Raw genomic sequence first — 15,184 nt, forward strand, 5'->3', positions numbered from 1 at the left:
CACCGTTTCCGGTGTCCCCCTCGGGGCTGCTAGTCGCGGGCCGCGGTCAGGTGTTCCGCGTGTTCCTGGAGCGATCGGACGCTCACGTCGCCGCGGTTGAGGGCGTCGATGCCCTGGACCGCCGCCGCGAGGGCCTGGACCGTCGTCAGGCAGGGCACGGAGCGCGCCACGGCCGCCGTACGGATGTCGTAGCCGTCGAGGCGGCCGCCGGTGCCGTACGGGGTGTTGACGATGAGGTCGACCTCGCCGTCGTGGATGAGCTGGACGATGGTCTTCTCGCCGTTCGGGCCGGTGCCCTCGGACTGCTTGCGCACGACGGTGGCGTTGATGCCGTTGCGCTTGAGGACCTCGGCGGTGCCGGACGTGGCGAGCAGCTCGAAGCCGTGCGCGACCAGCTCGCGGGCCGGGAAGATCATCGAGCGCTTGTCGCGGTTGGCGACCGAGATGAACGCGCGTCCCTTGGTGGGCAGCGGACCGTAGGCGCCGGCCTGCGACTTGGCGTACGCCGTGCCGAAGACGGAGTCGATGCCCATGACCTCGCCGGTGGAGCGCATCTCCGGGCCGAGGACCGTGTCGACGCCGCGGCCGTGGATGTCGCGGAAGCGCGACCACGGCATGACGGCCTCCTTGACGGAGATCGGCGCGTCGAGCGGCAGCTCACCGCCGTCGCCGTTGGCCGGGAGCAGGCCCTCGGCGCGCAGCTCGGCGATGGTCGCGCCGAGCGAGATGCGGGCGGCGGCCTTGGCCAGCGGTACCGCCGTCGCCTTCGAGGTGAAGGGGACGGTCCGGGACGCGCGCGGGTTGGCCTCCAGGACGTAGAGGATGTCGCCGGCGAGCGCGAACTGGATGTTGATCAGGCCGCGGACCCCGACGCCCTTGGCGATGCCCTCCGTGGAGGCGCGCAGGCGCTTGATGTCGAAGCCGCCGAGCGTGATCGGGGGCAGGGCGCACGCCGAGTCGCCGGAGTGGATGCCGGCCTCCTCGATGTGCTCCATGACGCCGCCGAGGTAGAGCTCCTCGCCGTCGTAGAGGGCGTCGACGTCGATCTCGATCGCGTCGTCGAGGAACCGGTCGACCAGGACCGGCCGCGAGGGGCTGATCTCGGTCGACTCGGCGATGTACGCCTCCAGGCGCGTCTCGTCGTAGACGATCTCCATGCCGCGCCCACCGAGCACGTACGACGGGCGGACCAGGACCGGGTAGCCGATCTCGTCGGCGATGGACTTGGCCTCGGTGAAGGTGGTGGCGGTGCCGTGCTTGGGGGCCGGGAGACCGGCCTCCGCCAGGACCCGGCCGAAGGCGCCCCGGTCCTCGGCGGCGTGGATGGCCTCCGGGGAGGTGCCGACGATCGGCACGCCGTTGTCCTTCAGTGCCTGCGACAGGCCCAGCGGGGTCTGCCCGCCGAGCTGCACGACGACGCCCGCGACCGGTCCGGCCTGCTGCTCGGCGTGCACGATCTCCAGCACGTCTTCCAGCGTCAGCGGCTCGAAGTACAGGCGGTCGGAGGTGTCGTAGTCCGTGGAGACGGTCTCCGGGTTGCAGTTGACCATCACGGTCTCGTAGCCCGCGTCGCTGAGCGCGAAGGAGGCGTGGACGCAGGAGTAGTCGAACTCGATGCCCTGGCCGATGCGGTTCGGGCCGGAGCCCAGGATGATGACGGCCGGCTTCTCGCGGGAGGCGACCTCCGTCTCCTCGTCGTAGGAGGAGTAGAAGTACGGCGTCTTCGCGGCGAACTCGGCGGCGCAGGTGTCGACCGTCTTGTAGACCGGGCGGATGCCGAGCGCGTGCCGGACCTCGCGGACGACGTCCTCGCGCAGGCCGCGGATCTCGCCGATCTGCGTGTCGGAGAAGCCGTGCCGCTTGGCCTCGCCGAGCAGGTCGGCGCTCAGCTCGGGGGCCTGGGCCAGCTCGTCGGCGATCTCCTTGATGAGGAAGAGCTGGTCGACGAACCAGGGGTCGATCTTCGTGTACTCGAAGATCTCCTCGGGCGTGGCGCCGGCGCGGATGGCCTGCATGACGGTGTTGATGCGGCCGTCGGTGGGGCGGACCGAGTCGCGCAGCAGCTGGTCCTTGTCGCCGGGCTCGCCGACGAAGGTGAACTGGCTGCCCTTCTTCTCCAGCGAGCGCAGCGCCTTCTGGAAGGCCTCGGTGAAGTTGCGGCCGATGGCCATGGCCTCGCCGACCGACTTCATGGTGGTGGTGAGGGTGGCGTCCGCGCTCGGGAACTTCTCGAAGGCGAAGCGCGGGGCCTTCACGACCACGTAGTCGAGCGTCGGCTCGAAGGAGGCCGGGGTCTCCTGCGTGATGTCGTTCGGGATCTCGTCCAGCGTGTAGCCGACGGCGAGCTTGGCGGCGATCTTGGCGATCGGGAAGCCGGTCGCCTTGGAGGCCAGCGCCGAGGAGCGGGACACGCGCGGGTTCATCTCGATGACGATGACCCGGCCGTCCTCGGGGTTCACCGCGAACTGGATGTTGCAACCGCCGGTGTCGACACCGACCTCGCGGATCACGGCGATGCCGATGTCGCGCAGGGTCTGGTACTCGCGGTCGGTCAGCGTCATGGCGGGCGCGACGGTGATCGAGTCGCCGGTGTGCACACCCATGGGGTCGAAGTTCTCGATGGAGCAGACGACCACGACGTTGTCGTGCTTGTCGCGCATCAGCTCCAGCTCGTACTCCTTCCAGCCGAGGATGGACTCCTCCAGGAGCACCTCGGTGGTCGGGGAGAGCGTGAGGCCCTGGCCTGCGATGCGGCGCAGCTCCTCCTCGTCGTGGGCGAAGCCGGAGCCGGCGCCGCCCATGGTGAAGGAGGGGCGGACGACGACGGGGTAGCCGCCGAGCGTGTCGACGCCGGCGAGGACGTCGTCCATGGAGTGGCAGATGACCGAGCGGGCGGACTCGCCGTGCCCGATCTTGGCGCGGACGGCCTCGACGACGTCCTTGAAGAGGTCGCGGTCCTCGCCCTTGTGGATGGCCTCGACGTTGGCGCCGATCAGCTCGACGCCGTACTTGTCGAGGGTCCCCGCCTCGTGCAGCGAGATGGCCGTGTTGAGGGCCGTCTGGCCGCCCAGGGTGGGCAGCAGCGCGTCGGGGCGCTCCTTGGCGATGATCTTCTCGACGAACTCGGGGGTGATCGGCTCGACGTAGGTGGCGTCGGCGATCTCCGGATCGGTCATGATCGTCGCCGGGTTGGAGTTCACCAGGACGACCCTGAGGCCCTCGGCGCGAAGGATGCGGCACGCCTGGGTGCCGGAGTAGTCGAACTCGGCGGCCTGGCCGATGACGATCGGGCCGGAGCCGATGACCAGGACGGACTGGATATCGGTGCGCTTAGGCACGCTGGCCCTCCATCAGGGAGACGAAGCGGTCGAACAGGTAGGCGGCGTCGTGCGGGCCGGCTGCCGCTTCGGGGTGGTACTGGACACTGAAGGCGGGGCGGTCGAGGAGCTGGAGCCCCTCCACCACGTTGTCGTTCAGGCAGACGTGCGACACCTCGGCGCGGCCGAACGGGGTCTCGGAGACCTGGTCGAGCGGGGCGTCGACGGCGAAGCCGTGGTTGTGCGCGGTGACCTCGACCTTGCCGGTCGTGCGGTCCTGCACCGGCTGGTTGATGCCGCGGTGGCCGTACTTCAGCTTGAAGGTGCCGAAGCCGAGCGCGCGGCCGAGGATCTGGTTGCCGAAGCAGATGCCGAACAGCGGCGTGCCGCGCTCCAGGACGCCTCGCATCACGGAGACGGGGTGGTCGGCGGTGGCCGGGTCGCCCGGGCCGTTGGAGAAGAACACGCCGTCCGGGTTCACCGCGTAGACGTCCTCGACGGTCGCGGTGGCCGGGAGGACGTGCACCTCGATGCCGCGCTCGGCCATGCGGTGCGGGGTCATGCCCTTGATGCCGAGGTCGACGGCGGCGACGGTGAACTTCTTCTCGCCGATGGCCGGGACGACGTACGGCTCGGTGGTGGCGACCTCGGCGGAGAGGTTCGCGCCCTTCATCTGCGGGGCTTCCTGGACGCGGGCCAGCAGTGCGGCGTCGTCCCGGACGGCGTCGCCGCTGAAGATGCCGACGCGCATGGCGCCGCGCTCGCGCAGGTGGCGGGTGAGGGCGCGGGTGTCGATGCCGCTGATGCCGACGACGCCCTGGGCGTCGAGCTCCTCGTCCAGCGTGCGCCGGGAGCGCCAGTTGGACGGCACGCGCGCGGGGTCGCGCACGACGTAGCCGGAGACCCAGATCTTCCTGGACTCCATGTCCTCGTCGTTCACGCCCGTGTTCCCGACGTGCGGGGCGGTCATCACCACGACCTGGCGGTGGTAGGAGGGGTCGGTGAGGGTCTCCTGGTAGCCGGTCATGCCGGTGGAGAACACCGCTTCGCCGAAGGTCTCCCCCACGGCCCCGTAGGCACGGCCGCGGAAGATCCGGCCGTCCTCCAGGACGAGTACGGCGGGAGTCCTGGCAGCTCCCCTGGTGGAGGTTGTCATCGTTCGACGCCTTCCCTGGTGTTCGTTTCGATCATGGAGTTGATGGCCTGGACCCACTCGTTGTGCTCGGCCGCGTGGTCGGAGCGGAACCCGGAGTCGATCAGCCGGTCGCCGTGCTCCCAGGTGACGATCAGCAGGCCGCCCTCGGTGAGGACCTTGCCGGCGATGCCCTTGTCGAGCCGGGCCTCACGCAGCTGTGCGGCCGGGACGAAGAAGTCGCTCGCCCCGGGCCGTACGACGTCGAGGCCCGCGTCCGTGAGGGTCAGCTCGGCACGGCTGCGGGTGCCCAGGCCCCGGGCGACGATGCGGTCGAGCCACTGACCGGCGGTGGTGGAGCCGTGGTAGCGGCCGCTGAGGCTGAGCTTCTCCGGGCCCGGGTCGGCCGGGGTGGTGGGCAGCTCGGGCAGGTCGCCCTGGAGGGTGCCGCGCCACTTCCAGCCCTCGCGCATCAGCCAGTAGACGAGCGTGACGAACAGGCCGAGGCCGACGACCCAGCCGATGCGGGCGGCCCAGTCGGTCACTTGCGCCGATTCCTTCTCGGCGGCCAGCAGGAGTACAGGTGTCACGTGAGCTTCCCGTCGACGAGCGTGGCCTTGCCCCGCAGCCACGTGTGCGTCACACGGCCCGGCAGCTCACGCCCCTCGTAGGGGGTGTTGCGGCTGCGCGAGGCGAAGCCCGCGGGTTCCACGAGCCCACGGTATGCCGTGTCGACCAGGGTGAGGTTGGCGGGCTCACCTGCCGAGACGGGGCGTCCGTGGCCCGTGGCCCGACCGATCTGCGCGGGCTTGACGGACATCCGGTCGGCGACGCCGGCCCAGTCCAGCAGGCCCGTGTCGACCATGGTCTCCTGCACCACCGACAGGGCCGTCTCCAGGCCGACCATGCCCATGGCGGCCGCGGCCCACTCGCAGTCCTTGTCCTCGTGCGGGTGCGGGGCGTGGTCGGTGGCGACGATGTCGATCGTGCCGTCGGCGAGGGCCTCGCGCAGGGCCATGACGTCGCGCTCGGTGCGCAGCGGCGGGTTGACCTTGTAGACGGGGTTGTAGGTGCGCACCAGCTCGTCCGTGAGGAGGAGGTGGTGCGGGGTGACCTCGGCGGTGACGGCGATGCCGCGGGACTTGGCCCAGCGGACGATCTCGACGGAGCCGGCGGTCGACAGGTGGCAGATGTGGACGCGGGAGCCGACGTGGTCGGCGAGCAGGACATCCCGGGCGATGATCGATTCTTCGGCCACCGCGGGCCAGCCCCCGAGGCCCAGCTCGGCGGAGACGATGCCCTCGTTCATCTCGGCGCCCTCGGTCAGCCGCGGCTCCTGCGCGTGCTGGGCGACGACACCGCCGAAGGCCTTCACGTACTCCAGGGCCCGGCGCATGATCACGGCGTCGTGGACGCACTTGCCGTCGTCGGAGAAGACGGTGACGCCGGCGGCGGACTCGTGCATGGCGCCCAGCTCGGCGAGCTTGCGGCCCTCCAGGCCGACGGTGACGGCACCGATCGGCTGGACGTCGCAGTAGCCGTGCTCCTTGCCGAGCCGCCAGACCTGCTCGACGACACCGGCGGTGTCGGCGACCGGGAAGGTGTTGGCCATGGCGAACACGGTGGTGTAGCCGCCGGAGGCCGCGGCCCGGGTGCCCGTGAGGACCGTCTCGGAGTCCTCGCGGCCGGGCTCGCGCAGATGGGTGTGCAGGTCGACCAGGCCCGGCAGCAGCACCTTGCCCTCGGCCTCGACGACCTCGGCGCCTTCGGCCGACAGCCCGCTGCCGACCCTCGCGATCGTCCCGCCGTCGATCAGCACGTCCTGCGGCTCGCCGCCGAGCACCTTGGCACCACGGATCAGGATCTTGCTCATCTGTCTTACTTCTCCTCGGTGCGGGGGTGGGTGACGGCGGGTTCGTTCCCACCGAGCAGCAGGTACAGGACGGCCATCCGGATGGACACTCCGTTTGCGACCTGCTCGACGACGGTGCAGCGGTCGGAGTCGGCGACCTCGGCGGTGATCTCCATGCCGCGGACCATCGGGCCGGGGTGCATCACGATGGCGTGCTCGGGCATCCGGGCCATGCGGTCGCCGTCGAGGCCGTAGCGCCGGGAGTACTCGCGCTCGGTCGGGAAGAAGGCGGCGTTCATGCGCTCGCGCTGGACGCGCAGCATCATCACCGCGTCGGACTTGGGCAGCGTGCTGTCGAGGTCGTAGGAGACCTCGCAGGGCCAGGTCTCGATGCCGACCGGCAGCAGGGTGGGCGGGGCGACGAGGGTGACCTCCGCGCCGAGGGTGTGCAGCAGGTCGACGTTGGAGCGGGCGACCCGGCTGTGCAGGACGTCGCCGACGAGCGTGATGCGCTTGCCCTCGAGGTCCCGGCCGAGTCCGGCGTCTCGCCCGATCAGGCGGCGGCGGATGGTGAAGGCGTCGAGCAGGGCCTGGGTGGGGTGCTGGTGGGTGCCGTCGCCGGCGTTGACGACGGCGGCGTCGATCCAGCCGGAGTTGGCGAGCCGGTACGGGGCTCCGGAGGCGCCGTGCCGGATGACCACGGCGTCGACGCCCATGGCCTCCAGGGTCTGGGCGGTGTCCTTCAGGGACTCGCCCTTGGAGACGCTGGAGCCCTTGGCGGTGAAGTTGATGACGTCCGCGGACAGCCGCTTCTCGGCTGCCTCGAAGGAGATCCGGGTCCGGGTGGAGTCCTCGAAGAAGAGGTTGACGATCGTGCGGCCGCGCAGGGTCGGCAGCTTCTTGATCGGCCGGTCGGCGACCCGGGCCATCTCCTCGGCGGTGTCGAGGATCAGGACGGCGTCGTCGCGGGTGAGGTCGGCGGCCGAGATGAGATGACGCTGCATCTGTCAGGCTCCGTAAGGCAGTTCATTCGGGAGAATTGGGGCAGACGGGCGCGCGAGGGCGCGACTAGCGGGCGTACGAAGGCGGCGTACGCCGGGAGCGCTACTGAGAGGTCGGCTTGGCACCGAGCAGCACGGTGTCGCGACCGTCCTCCTCGGCGAGCTGGACCTTGACCGTCTCCCGCAACGACGTGGGGAGGTTCTTGCCGACGTAGTCGGCGCGGATGGGCAGTTCGCGGTGTCCGCGGTCGACGAGGACGGCGAGCTGCACCGCGCGCGGGCGCCCGATGTCGTTCAGGGCGTCGAGGGCGGCGCGGATGGTGCGGCCGGAGAAGAGCACGTCGTCGACGAGGACGACGAGCTTGCCGTCGAGGCCGTCACCGGGGATCTCGGTGCGGGCCAGCGCACGCGGCGGGTGCATGCGCAGGTCGTCGCGGTACATGGTGATGTCGAGCGAGCCGCACGGGACCTTGCGCTCGGTGATCTGCTCAAGCTTTTCCGCGATCCGCCGGGCGAGGAAGACACCCCGGGTCGGAATGCCGAGGAGCACCACGTCGTCGGCGCCCTTGGCGCGCTCGACGATCTCGTGGGCGATGCGGGTCAGTACCCGCGCGATGTCGGGCCCTTCGAGAACGGGCCGGGCATCGGACTGCGTGTCGTGCGTGTCCATACGAAACGGACCTCCTTCTCCGCCTCACGGGACGGACCTTAAAGGACGTCGGGATTGCGCCATACACGGTAGCAGGTCCCCGCGATCGCCCGTATGGCCCCCTCGGATCACCCACTCGGCCCAACGGAACGCCGATACCACGGAAGAGCCGGTGCGGACCATTCGGCTTGACGCGGCAGAGTAACGCTGCGTAACCTCACAGTGAGTTACCAGCCGCGCGGCCTGGCACCCACGTCAGACGCGTCGACACAGTGCCGGGGAGCTATATGTCCAGCGAATACGCCAAACAGCTCGGGGCCAAGCTCCGGGCGATCCGCACCCAGCAGGGCCTTTCCCTCCACGGTGTCGAGGAGAAGTCCCAGGGCCGCTGGAAGGCGGTCGTGGTCGGTTCGTACGAGCGCGGCGACCGTGCCGTGACCGTACAGCGCCTTGCCGAGCTCGCGGACTTCTACGGCGTTCCGGTGCAGGAGCTGCTGCCGGGCACGACCCCGGGCGGTGCCGCCGAGCCGCCGCCGAAGCTGGTCCTGGACCTGGAGCGGCTGGCCACGGTGCCGGCCGAGAAGGCGGGCCCTCTTCAGCGCTACGCGGCCACGATCCAGTCGCAGCGCGGTGACTACAACGGCAAGGTGCTGTCGATCCGCCAGGACGACTTGCGCACACTCGCCGTCATCTACGACCAGTCGCCGTCCGTCCTCACGGAGCAGCTGATCAGCTGGGGTGTCCTGGACGCGGACGCGCGCCGCGCGGTGGCCTCCCACGAGGACGCCTGACCCGCTCGGCGGGTCCAGCAGAAACGTGCCGCCGGGGTGGCCGAAACCGTATGGTTCTCGGCCACCCCGGCGGCGTTGTGCGGCTCTGGCGTCCCTGCGCCGCACGAGGACGCACGGGAACGCACCCCGGCGTCGTCATGCGGCTCTGCCCCCTGCGCCGCACGAGGACGTAGCCCTCGGCGGACTTGTTGGTACGGGAACGCCGGAGGGCCCGCAGCGGTGACGCTGCGGGCCCTCCGGCATGTGGTCCGTCTCAGACCTCGTCGCGGCGGAGCGAGGGCTTGAGCTCCTTGAACCGGCCGAGCAGGCCGTTCACGAACGAGGGCGACTCGTCCGTGGAGAACTCCTTCGCCAGCTGCACCATCTCGTCGAGGACGACGGCGTCCGGCGTCGCGTCGACCCAGATCAGCTCGTAGGCGCCGAGCCGCAGGATGTTGCGGTCGACGACGGGCATCCGGTCGAGGGTCCAGCCGACGGCGTACTGAGCGATCAGCTCGTCGATGCGCTTCGCGTGCTCCGCGTAGCCCTCGACCAGCTCCATCGTGTACTCGCTGACCGGCGGCTGCCGGGTGTCCGCCCGGGACAGCCGGACCCAGTCCGCGAGGACGGTCAGCACCTCGACACCGCGCTGGTCCCCCTCGAAGAGGATCTGGAAGGCGCGCTTACGGGCCGTGTTGCGGGCAGCCACGGTTAGCTGTTCACCCGGCCGAGGTAGTCGCTGGTGCGGGTGTCGACCTTGATCTTCTCACCGGTGGTGATGAAGAGCGGGACGTTGATCTGGTGGCCGGTCTCCAGGGTGGCGGGCTTGGTGCCGCCGGTGGAGCGGTCGCCCTGGACGCCCGGCTCGGTCTCCTGGATGACGAGCTCGACGGCGGCCGGCAGCTCGACGAAGAGCACCTCGCCCTCGTGCTGCGCGACGGTGGCGGTGAAGCCCTCGATCAGGAAGTTCGCGGCGTCGCCGACGGCCTTCTTGTCGACGTGCAGCTGGTCGTAGGTCTCCATGTCCATGAAGACGAAGTACTCGCCGTCCATGTAGGAGAACTGCATGTCGCGCTTGTCGACGGTGGCCGTTTCGACCTTGACGCCGGCGTTGAAGGTCTTGTCGACGACCTTGCCGGAGAGCACGTTCTTGAGCTTGGTGCGCACGAAGGCCGGGCCCTTGCCGGGCTTGACGTGCTGGAACTCGACGACGGACCAGAGCTGGCCGCCTTCGAGCTTGAGCACCATGCCGTTCTTGAGGTCGTTCGTGGAAGCCACGGTTGCGGAATCTCCTGGACTGACGTACGACCCCGGGGCACGCACCTGCCTGGCTACAGGGCGAGCAGCTCCTTGGTCGTGATGGTGAGTAGCTCGGGTCCGCCGTCCGCCTCGGGGCGGACGACGAGCGTGTCATCGATCCGGACACCGCCCCGGCCCGGGAGGTGGACCCCCGGTTCGACGGTGACTGGCACGCAAGCGTCCAGTTTACCCATGGCCGCAGGACTCAATTGAGGGTCCTCGTCGATTTCGAGCCCTACACCGTGTCCGGTCAGGATCGTGAGGCCCTCCGTGTACCCCGCGGAGTCCAGCACCTGACGGGCCGCGCGGTCGACGTCCCGGCAGGCGGCGCCGGGTACCAGGCTCTCACGCCCGGCCCGCTGGGCCGCGAAGACCAGGTCGTACAGTTCGATCTGCCACTCCGCGGGAGCGGTGCCGATGACGAAGGTGCGGCCGATCTCGCAGCGGTACCCGCGGTACGTCGCGCCGAGGCAGACGGAGAGGAAGTCGCCCTCCTCGACCCGGCGGTCGGTGGGCCGGTGGCCGGGACGGCCGGCGTTCGGCCCGGTGCCGACGGACGTCGGGAAGGCCGGCCCGTCCGCCCCGTGGTCCACGAGTCGTCTTTCGAGTTCCAGGGCGAGATGGCGCTCGGTGCGGCCGACGAGGATCGACTCCAGCAGTTCGCCGAGGGCCTGGTCGGCGATCTCGGCGCCGATGCGCAGGCAGGAGATCTCCTCCTCGTCCTTGACGACCCTGAGCTGCTCGACGGCGCTGTTGAGGTTGGCCAGGCGCAGCCGGGGGGCGACCGAGCCGAGGGCGCGGTGCCGGGCCACGGTGAGGTGGTGCTCCTCCACGGCGAGGGAGTCGGCGCCCTGGCCCGCGGCGAGGCCGGCGGCCGCGACGGCCGGGTCACCACCGCCGACTCCGGGCAGGGTATGGACGCGCAGGGCCTCGTCGGGGCGCTCCTGCGTGGGACGGTCGGCCGCCGCTCCGGTACTGACCAGGAAGTCCTGCTCCTCGGTCCTGCCCAGCAGCAGAACGGCGCCCTGCGGGGCGGCGCCCGCGAGATAGCGCACGTTGGCGGGGCGGGAGACCAGCGCCGCCGCGCTGCCGCCCGCGTTGCAGCATTCCCTCAGACGCGTCCGGCGGGCCGCGTACACCTCTGACATGATCCGAGCGTATGAGCTCCGCCGGTTTTGCGCCGGTTGAGGGGGTCTGAGTGGGCGGCGCCTGAGATGTCCGGGTGGGCAGGGGTACCGTTCGGGGTTGTGTGACGCCCGTGTGTGTGGGGGGCTTGTCGCGCAGTTCCCCGCGCCCCTTTGGGGCACGCACCAAGGGGCGCTCACCACTGGGGTGGACTCGCGAGGGAGCGGGCCAGGACCTCATCCAGTACGCGCGCCGTCTTCGGGACGTCCAGCTGGGAGTTGTCGATGATCGGCAGCCCGGAGCCGTACCACCCGGCCATGCGGCCGTGGATGCGGGCGACCTCCTCGTCGGACAGCCGTCGGTTGCCCGAGCGCTCCGCGTTGCGTTCCAGGACGATCTCCAGGCCCGGCAGCAGCACGACCGGCAGCAGGCCGGGCCCCACATGGCGCTTCCAGCCGCCGAGGCCGACGACCGGGCGGTCGGGGAAGACCGCGTCGTCGAGGATGCACGAGATGCCGTTCGCCAGGAAGTTCCGGGCGGCGAAGCCGCAGGTGCGGCGGGCCAGGCGGTACTGCGCCTCGGAGTTGTCGTTCCACCCGGACTGGGGGTCGGCGAAGCCGGAGCGGACCCACTCGCGCACGTCGTCGAGGCTGATGTGGGCCGTGGGCACCCGGCGGTGGTCCGCCCAGTACTTGGCGACGCTGGTCTTGCCGGCACCCGCGGGGCCGATGAGCAGCACCGCGAGCGTCGTGCCGGCTGGGTCGGGAACGGTCGCGGCGGGCGGGGCCATCGGCATGGCGACCGGGCCGCCGGGCGGCAGCGGCACATGCCCGGTGGTCTCCGGCGTCGGCGGGGCGGAGGCCGCGGCCGGTCCCGGTCCGGGCGGGGGCGCCGGATATCCCGGCGCCGGGGGCGGCGGGGGCACGGGCACGGAGCCCTGGTGCGCGCCCGCGTGCTGCGGGCCCGGGTGATGTGCGGCCGGCGACCAGCCCGTGGCCGGTCCGTGCCCCGGCTGATGGGGCGGCGGCAGCGGAGAACCCACTGCGTGCTGCATCCGGTGCCACTCCGTCTCGTACAGGCGATGGGCGCTGACAGCGGGGGCGGAACCCGCTTTCCCCCACAGCCTAAAGGGCGTGGGGGGACCCCCGTCCGAACGGTACCGCCCCCGGTCGTCGATGTGTGAACGGCCGGGGGCGGCCCGAAGTGCCCGGCCCCGTAAGGCGATTTCGGGCGGAAGTCGCGCTGGAGGACTTACTGCCCGACTTCGCCGTACGCGGCGAGCAGCACGGCCGGGTCGGGTCCTTCCAGGACGGTGGGCTTGGCCAGACCGTCGAGGACGATGAAGCGCAGGAGGTTGCCGCGCGACTTCTTGTCGACCTTCATGGTCTCCAGCAGCTTGGGCCACTGGTCGTACCGGTAGTGCAGGGGCAGCCCGACCGCTTCGAGGATCGTGCGGTGACGGTCGGCCGTCGCGTCGTCCAGCCGGCCCGCCAGGCGCCCCAGTTCGGCGGCGAAGTGCATCCCGACCGAGACCGCCGCGCCGTGGCGCCACTTGTAGCGCTCGTTCTTCTCGATGGCGTGGCCCAGTGTGTGGCCGTAGTTGAGGATCTCGCGCAGGCCCGACTCCTTGAGGTCGGACGACACGACGTCGGCCTTGACCCGGATGGAGCGCTCGATGAGCTCGGCGGTGTGCGGGCCGGCCGGGGTGCGGGCGCCCTGTACGTCGGACTCGATGAGGTCCAGGATCACCGGGTCGGCGATGAAGCCGGCCTTGATGACCTCCGCGAGCCCGGAGACGTAGTCGTTGACCGGCAGGGAGTCCAGCGCGGCCAGGTCGCAGAGCACACCGGCGGGCGGGTGGAAGGCGCCGACGAGGTTCTTGCCCTCGGCGGTGTTGATGCCGGTCTTGCCGCCGACGGCCGCGTCCACCATGGCGAGCACGGTGGTGGGGATGGCGATCCAGCGCACCCCGCGCAGCCAGGTGGCGGCGACGAACCCGGCCAGGTCGGTGGTCGCACCGCCGCCGACACCGACGATGACGTCGCTGCGCGTGAATCCGGACTGGCCGAGCGCCTTCCAGCAGTAGGCGGCGACCTCGGCGGTCTTGGCCTCCTCCGCGTTGGGCACCTGCACGGCGACCACGTCGTAGCCCTGCTCGGCCAGGTCGGTACGCAGCGCGTCGCCGGTCTCGGCCAGCGCCTCGGGGTGGAGGATCGCGACCCGCTGGGCCTTCTCGCCGATCAGTCCGCCGAGTTCACCCAGCAACTGACGGCCCACCAGGACCTCGTACGGGTCGGTCCCCGCGGTGCCGCCGACCTGGATCCGCGTCACTGCCTCGCTCATGCTTCCTTCAACTCCAGTGCGTCCAGGGCGGCTTCGGTGACCTCTTCGGGGGTCCGGCCGTCGGTGGCGACCACGGCCGTGGCGACCTCCTCGTACAAGTGACGGCGGGCCTCCATGAGCTCGCGCCACTGCTTGCGCGGGTTGACCGCGAGCAGCGGGCGGGCCGTGTTGAGGCCGGTGCGCTTGACCGCCTCCTCGACGTCCATCGACAGGTACGCCACCCGCTGCCCGGCGAGCAGCGCGCGCGTGTCGCTGTCGAGGATCGCTCCGCCGCCCAGGGCCAGGACGCCGTCGTGTTCGGCGAGCGCCCGGTGCACGGCCGTCTTCTCGATCGCGCGGAAGGCGGACTCGCCCTCGTCGACGAAGATCTCGGCGATGGTCCGGCCCTGCTCGGCGACGATGTCGTCGTCGGTGTCCCGGTAGGAGACCCCGAGCCGCTCGGCCAGCAGCCGCCCCACGGTGGACTTGCCCACCCCCATCGGGCCGACCAGGACCACCAGCGGGCCGCTCATCGGATGGCGAGGTTGTCGAGGTACGACGTCACGTTGCGACGGGTCTCCGCCACACTGTCGCCGCCGAACTTCTCCGCCACCGCGTCCGCGAGCACCAGGGCCACCATGGCCTCGGCGACGATGCCGGCGGCCGGGACCGCGGACACGTCGGAGCGCTGGTGATGGGCCTGCGCGGCCTCGCCGGTGGTGACGTCCACGGTCTGCAGGGCGCGCGGCACGGTCGCGATCGGCTTCATCGCGGCGCGGACGCGCAGCAGCTCACCGGTGCTCAGACCGCCCTCGGTGCCACCGGAGCGGCCCGTGGTGCGCCGGATGCCGTCGTCGGTCTTCACGATCTCGTCGTGCGCCTTTGAGCCGGGCACCCGCGCCAGCTCGAAACCGTCACCGATCTCCACGCCCTTGATCGCCTGGATGCCCATGAGGGCACCGGCGAGCCGGGCGTCCAGCTTGCGGTCCCAGTGCACGTGCGAACCGAGGCCGACGGGCACGCCGTACGCCAGGATCTCGACCACACCCCCGAGGGTGTCACCGTCCTTGTGCGCCTGATCGATCTCCGCGACCATCGCCTTCGACGCATCCGCGTCCAGGCAGCGCACCGGATCCGCGTCCAGCTTCTCGACGTCGGCCGGGGTCGGGTACACACCCTTCGGCGCCTTCGCGGCGGCCAGTTCCACGACGTGGCTGACGATTTCGACGCCGGTGGTCTCCTTCAGGTACGAGCGGGCCACCGCGCCCAGGGCGACGCGGGCGGCCGTCTCACGCGCCGAAGCACGCTCCAGGATCGGCCGGGCCTCGTCGAACCCGTACTTCTGCATGCCCGCCAGGTCCGCGTGGCCGGGCCGGGGCCGGGTCAGCGGGGCGTTGCGGGCGAGCCCGTCGAGGATCTCGGGGGCGACCGGGTCGGCGGCCATGACCTGTTCCCACTTCGGCCACTCGGTGTTGCCCACCATGACCGCGACCGGGGAGCCGAGGGTCAGGCCGTGTCGGACGCCGCCGAGGAAGGTGACCTCGTCGCGCTCGAACTTCATCCGGGCACCGCGCCCATAGCCCAGGCGCCGCCTCGCGAGATGGTCCGCGACCATGTCCGTGGTGATCGGCACACCGGCGGGAAGACCCTCCAGCGTCGCCACGAGTGCGGGACCATGGGATTCCCCCGCGGTCAGCCAGCGCAACCTGCTCAACGG

At 70.9% G+C, this 15,184-nt stretch carries 14 protein-coding genes; 1 reads left to right on the forward strand and 13 read right to left on the reverse strand.

Annotated elements, in window-relative coordinates; translation table 11 throughout:
- Positions 1 to 29: 29 nt before the first annotated feature.
- From carB to pyrR, 6 genes are all read right to left on the reverse strand, one after another.
- Positions 30 to 3,338 (reverse strand): carbamoyl-phosphate synthase large subunit, encoded by a 3,309-nt coding sequence (gene carB / locus HDC93_RS09305; protein WP_185009084.1) that lies wholly within the window; start codon positions 3,336 to 3,338, stop codon positions 30 to 32.
- On the reverse strand, positions 3,331 to 4,473 hold the full coding sequence (carA, locus tag HDC93_RS09310) for a glutamine-hydrolyzing carbamoyl-phosphate synthase small subunit (RefSeq protein WP_185009086.1): 1,143 nt from the start codon (positions 4,471 to 4,473) through the stop codon (positions 3,331 to 3,333). The genes carB and carA overlap by 8 nt, the downstream gene beginning before the upstream one ends.
- Positions 4,470 to 5,039 (reverse strand): hypothetical protein, encoded by a 570-nt coding sequence (locus HDC93_RS09315; protein WP_185009088.1) that lies wholly within the window; start codon positions 5,037 to 5,039, stop codon positions 4,470 to 4,472. Before HDC93_RS09315 ends, carA begins: the two co-directional genes overlap by 4 nt.
- The gene (locus HDC93_RS09320; RefSeq protein ID WP_185009090.1) at positions 5,036 to 6,322 is read right to left on the reverse strand and encodes a dihydroorotase; all 1,287 of its coding nucleotides are present in this window, start codon (positions 6,320 to 6,322) and stop codon (positions 5,036 to 5,038) included. Before HDC93_RS09320 ends, HDC93_RS09315 begins: the two co-directional genes overlap by 4 nt.
- Before the next feature lie 5 nt (positions 6,323 to 6,327).
- Complete coding sequence (locus HDC93_RS09325; protein WP_185009092.1) at positions 6,328 to 7,305, reverse strand: aspartate carbamoyltransferase catalytic subunit; 978 nt, start codon at positions 7,303 to 7,305, stop codon at positions 6,328 to 6,330.
- A gap of 100 nt (positions 7,306 to 7,405) precedes the next feature.
- Positions 7,406 to 7,972, reverse strand: a complete 567-nt coding sequence (pyrR, locus tag HDC93_RS09330; protein ID WP_185009094.1) for a bifunctional pyr operon transcriptional regulator/uracil phosphoribosyltransferase PyrR — start codon at positions 7,970 to 7,972, stop codon at positions 7,406 to 7,408.
- Positions 7,973 to 8,238: 266 nt separating this feature from the next.
- Here pyrR and bldD point away from each other — a divergent pair, with 266 nt between their 5' ends.
- Positions 8,239 to 8,742 (forward strand): transcriptional regulator BldD, encoded by a 504-nt coding sequence (gene bldD / locus HDC93_RS09335; protein ID WP_006131213.1) that lies wholly within the window; start codon positions 8,239 to 8,241, stop codon positions 8,740 to 8,742.
- A 253-nt stretch (positions 8,743 to 8,995) separates the two neighbouring features.
- On the opposite strand, the gene nusB is transcribed toward bldD, so the two are convergent.
- The 7 genes from nusB to aroC form a co-directional block, all read right to left on the reverse strand.
- Positions 8,996 to 9,430, reverse strand: a complete 435-nt coding sequence (gene nusB, locus HDC93_RS09340; RefSeq protein WP_097215527.1) for a transcription antitermination factor NusB — start codon at positions 9,428 to 9,430, stop codon at positions 8,996 to 8,998.
- 2 nt (positions 9,431 to 9,432) lie between these two features.
- Positions 9,433 to 9,999 (reverse strand): elongation factor P, encoded by a 567-nt coding sequence (gene efp / locus HDC93_RS09345; RefSeq protein ID WP_185009096.1) that lies wholly within the window; start codon positions 9,997 to 9,999, stop codon positions 9,433 to 9,435.
- A gap of 53 nt (positions 10,000 to 10,052) precedes the next feature.
- A complete protein-coding gene (locus tag HDC93_RS09350) occupies positions 10,053 to 11,168 on the reverse strand; it encodes an aminopeptidase P family protein (protein ID WP_185009098.1) in 1,116 nt (371 codons plus the stop codon).
- Between the two features lie 173 nt (positions 11,169 to 11,341).
- Positions 11,342 to 12,199, reverse strand: a complete 858-nt coding sequence (locus HDC93_RS09355; RefSeq protein ID WP_185009100.1) for a Pro-rich N-terminal domain-containing protein — start codon at positions 12,197 to 12,199, stop codon at positions 11,342 to 11,344.
- A 197-nt stretch (positions 12,200 to 12,396) separates the two neighbouring features.
- Entirely contained in the window at positions 12,397 to 13,488 is a 1,092-nt protein-coding gene (gene aroB / locus HDC93_RS09360; RefSeq protein WP_185009102.1) for a 3-dehydroquinate synthase, read from the reverse strand.
- Positions 13,485 to 14,000 carry a shikimate kinase gene (locus HDC93_RS09365; protein WP_185009104.1) on the reverse strand — a complete coding sequence of 172 codons (516 nt, stop codon included), beginning with the start codon at positions 13,998 to 14,000 and terminating at the stop codon, positions 13,485 to 13,487. Before HDC93_RS09365 ends, aroB begins: the two co-directional genes overlap by 4 nt.
- A complete protein-coding gene (aroC, locus tag HDC93_RS09370) occupies positions 13,997 to 15,181 on the reverse strand; it encodes a chorismate synthase (RefSeq protein WP_185009106.1) in 1,185 nt (394 codons plus the stop codon). Before aroC ends, HDC93_RS09365 begins: the two co-directional genes overlap by 4 nt.
- Positions 15,182 to 15,184: the final 3 nt, after the last annotated feature.

The sequence above is a fragment of the Streptomyces sp. AK010 genome (genome assembly GCF_014207295.1).
Classification (GTDB): Bacteria; Actinomycetota; Actinomycetes; order Streptomycetales; family Streptomycetaceae; genus Streptomyces; species Streptomyces massasporeus.